We start from the raw sequence: 269 nt of genomic DNA, 5'->3' as shown, positions 1-269 counted from the left end.
GGGGAAGCCATCTTGAGCGCGGAATGTGGATGGATTTCATTATAGTCCTCGATCCATCCGTCGATGAACTGGAGCGCTGTTTCTGCGTCCGGTAGTGCTGCGATGCGAATATAATCCCGCTTCAGGGTTTTGACGAAGGCCTCCGACATGCCGTTCGACTGCGGGCTGGCGACCGGCGTGAAGCAGGGTGTCAGATTGAGTGCTTGCGCAAACAGCCTCGTGTCCCTCGCGGTGTAAGCAGAGCCGTTGTCCGAGAGATGCTCGATTGC

At 57.2% G+C, this 269-nt stretch carries 1 protein-coding gene; it reads right to left on the bottom strand.

Annotated features, from left to right (window positions below; genetic code table 11):
• On the bottom strand, positions 1-269 hold a 269-nt coding region (locus tag ACS5UA_RS22940), incomplete at both ends, for an integrase core domain-containing protein (protein WP_443101894.1).

It is taken from the genome of Brucella sp. RRSP16 (genome assembly GCF_052246815.1).
Classification (GTDB): Bacteria; Pseudomonadota; Alphaproteobacteria; order Rhizobiales; family Rhizobiaceae; genus Brucella; species Brucella intermedia.
This window is presented reverse-complemented; position numbering and strand designations above follow the sequence as displayed.